Here is a 3,444-nt window from a genome sequence, read left to right on the forward strand (position 1 = left end):
ATGTTAGATGAACCTACAGCAAATTTAGATAAATTAGCTAAACTAGAACTTATAGATATTTTGGGAAAGTATAATCAAAAAGGTAATACAATAATTATTGTAACTCATGATCATGGTTTTTTTGAGAATTTAAAGGGAGAAAAAATAGTTCTAGAAAAATGTAAGAATCGGATAAAAGAGGAGTTTAAAATATGAATTTTTTAAAGGTAACTGATATAGAGGATATAGAGGGATTAATTTTAAAAAAAATACCTACATTAGAAGGGAAAAAAGAAACTTGTAAATTGGAACACTCATTAGGCAGAATACTATGTGAAAATGTTGTAGCCAGTCTAAATGTTCCTGAATTTAATAGATCTACAGTAGATGGATATGCCATAAAATCTAAGGAATCTTTGGGAGCTTCTCAAGGTATTCCTGCATTTTTCACCATAAAAGGTGAGGTTTTGATGGGAGAAAATACAACTAAAAAATTAGAAAGTGGAGAAGCAATATATGTTCCTACAGGAGCTATGATCCCAACAGGAGCGGACTCTATGATCATGATAGAGTACTGTGAGATATTAGAAGATACTCTATTAGTTCATAAACCAGTGAGTACTTTTGAAAACATAATGCTTATGGGAGAAGATGTAAAATCAGGTGATGTTATTTTAAAAAAAGGATCAACTATAACTCCTGAAAATGTAGGGGCTTTGGCATCTCTAGGAATATATGACCTACCTGTATTTAAAAAGTTTAGATTTTCTATAATTTCTACAGGAGATGAGATCATAGGAGAAGATGAAGAGTATAGAATGGGAAAAATTAGAGATGTAAACTCCTACACTCTTTCTTTAGCCATCCAAAATTTTGGAGTAGTTGTAGAAAAAAAAATAGTTAAAGATAAATTTGAAACTATATTGGAAGAGGTAAAAAAATCAACTGAGAATTCAGATATAGTTCTCATATCAGGGGGAAGTTCTGCCGGTAATTATGACTATACCAGCAAGGTTATTTCGCTACTTGATGGAGGAGAAGTCTTTGTCCATGGAATCTCTATAAAACCGGGGAAACCTACTATTATTGGAAGATCTAACGATAAACTTATCTTTGGATTACCTGGGCACCCTATTTCTTCCATGGTTGTTTTTAATATCGTTGTAAAAAAACTTATTGAAAGTCTATATTTTTGTGAGGGCAGTGATGATTATTATTATGGAACTTTATCTCATAATCTTCACTCTACCCCAGGACGAACAACATATCAGATGATAAATAAAACTATTGAAAACAATGAAATAGTTATTAATCCTATCTTTGGAAAATCAGGGATGACAACTCTTATGACTAAATCTAATGGTTATATAATATTGGGAAGTAATATAGAGGGGTTGGAAAAAGGAAGCAGAGTGAAGGTCTATAGATTTTAGGAGGCAGAATGAGAAATACATTTATAAATAATATCAGCTTAGAAGAAACTAAACCGTTATTTTTTAATAGAATAGAAAAATACAGTAAAAAAGAGATTATTTCAACGGAAAAATCTTTGGGGAGGATAACATCGTCACCTATTTTTGCCAATGTGTCATCTCCTAATTTTAATGCATCAGCTATGGATGGAATATTAGTAAGATCTAAAGATACAGAGATGGCCAGTGAAACCAATCCTATAACTTTAAAAAAAGAAAGCGATTTTCTCTATGTAAATACAGGAAACCCTATTAAAACTGAATTTGATGCTGTGATCATGATAGAGGAAGTAGTGGAATTAGAAAATGGAGATATCAGAATAATAAAATCTGCATACCCCTATCAACATATTAGAAATGTAGGAGAAGATATTATAAAAAATGATATGATCTTACCTTCGTTTCACGAGATCAGACCAGAGGATATAGGAGCTTTATTTGCTGGGGGAATATTTGAGATAGAAGTTATTAAAAAACCGAAAGTTGCCATTATTCCTACAGGAAGTGAGATTGTAGAAGACTATAGAAATCTCAAGTTAGGAGATATCATAGATTCTAACTCTAGGATGTTTGAGGCTATGATCACTGTATCAGGAGGAGAGCCACATAGGTATTCACCTGTTAGGGATGAAAAGGAACTTTTGAAGAAAAATATATTAGACGCAGTAGAAAAAAATGATGTGGTAATTATAAATGCAGGATCATCAGCAGGAACCCATGATTATACTAAATCTCTCATAGAGGAATTAGGAGAAGTTATAATTCACGGGATAGCTATCAAACCAGGAAAACCAACTATTTTGGGATTTATTAAAAATAAACCTGTAATAGGAATACCAGGATATCCAGTGTCGGCATATTTTGTTTATCAGCAATTTGTAAAAACGCTCCTTGAAAAGATGCTTTGTAGAGATGATGAAAAGGAAACTATAGTAAAAGCTAGTTTATCCAAAAGAATTCATTCATCATTAAAGCATAAGGAATTTATCCGTATGACTCTAGGTTATGTAAGTGGTAAATTAGTAGCTACTCCCCTAGATAGAGGAGCAGGGGTCAGTATGAGTTTGGTAAAAGCTGATGGAATCCTTGTGATAGCTAGAAATAATGAAGGACATGATCTAGGAGAAGAGGTAGAGATAAAACTCCTCAAACCACTCTCGACTATAAAAAAATCTATAGTAGTAATCGGAAGTAATGATCCTATAATGGATAGAATTTCTGATAAAGTAAGATTATCTCTATCCCATGTGGGAAGTCTTGGAGGGATATTAGCATTAAAGAAAAAGGAAACTACCATAGCTCCTATCCATATATTGGATGATAAAAGTGGAGATTATAATATAGATATTTTAAAAAAATATTTTAAATCTGGAGATGTAGTATTAATAAAAGGTATAAAGAGGGAACAAGGGCTCATAATACCTAAAGGAAATCCGAAAAACATAAAGGGAATAGAAGATCTGACTCGAAATGATCTGATATTTATGAATAGACAAAGGGGAGCAGGAACACGGATTCTTCTGGATTATAAACTAGAAAAATTAGGTATAGATAATAACGATATAAAAGGATATGAAAGGGAAGCTACAACTCATCTAGCAGTTGCAATGTCGGTGAAAGCTTCAACTTGTGATCTAGCTTTAGGAGTAAAATTCGCAGCAGATATCTTAGATCTTGATTTTATACTTGTAGGTCATGAAGATTATGATTTTGCAATTTTAAAGGATAGTTTAGAGGATGAAAGGGTTTTAAAATTTCTTGAATATATAAAATCGGAAGAGTTTTCTAAAGAAGTAGAAAAGATACCGGGGTATATGTTAGAAAATCCAGGGGAGATAGTGGAGATTTAGGGAGACCTCGGATTTTCTAGACCTCACCTCTAACTCCTCTCCTAAATTAGGAGAAGAGAACAGGAACTCTTCCTTTCTATGTTTTCCCGATTCACGAATATTAAAATTAGATGTAACTAAATCTAATTTTAAATGTGATAAAA

General features: G+C 32.4%; 2 protein-coding genes and 1 pseudogene. All 3 read left to right on the forward strand.

Annotated features, from left to right (window positions below):
• Positions 1 to 195, forward strand: a pseudogene (locus tag WBG30_RS05875) (hypothetical protein); the annotation flags it as partial.
• On the forward strand, positions 192 to 1,412 hold the full coding sequence (locus WBG30_RS05880; RefSeq protein WP_424503715.1) for a molybdopterin molybdotransferase MoeA: 1,221 nt from the start codon (positions 192 to 194) through the stop codon (positions 1,410 to 1,412). The pseudogene WBG30_RS05875 and the gene WBG30_RS05880, both read left to right, overlap by 4 nt.
• A gap of 8 nt (positions 1,413 to 1,420) precedes the next feature.
• The gene (locus WBG30_RS05885; RefSeq protein WP_424503716.1) at positions 1,421 to 3,301 is read left to right on the forward strand and encodes a molybdopterin biosynthesis protein; all 1,881 of its coding nucleotides are present in this window, start codon (positions 1,421 to 1,423) and stop codon (positions 3,299 to 3,301) included.
• Positions 3,302 to 3,444: the final 143 nt, after the last annotated feature.

Origin of the sequence: Psychrilyobacter sp. (assembly GCF_049671765.1) — a bacterium.
Taxonomy (GTDB): Bacteria; Fusobacteriota; Fusobacteriia; order Fusobacteriales; family Fusobacteriaceae; genus Psychrilyobacter.

What these genes read in the sequence shown, in the direction of transcription:
- WBG30_RS05880 (WP_424503715.1), top strand. Translation starts at nt 192, where the DNA reads ATGAATTTTTTAAAGGTAACTGATATAGAGGATATAGAGGGATTAATT.
- WBG30_RS05885 (WP_424503716.1), top strand. Translation starts at nt 1,421, where the DNA reads ATGAGAAATACATTTATAAATAATATCAGCTTAGAAGAAACTAAACCG.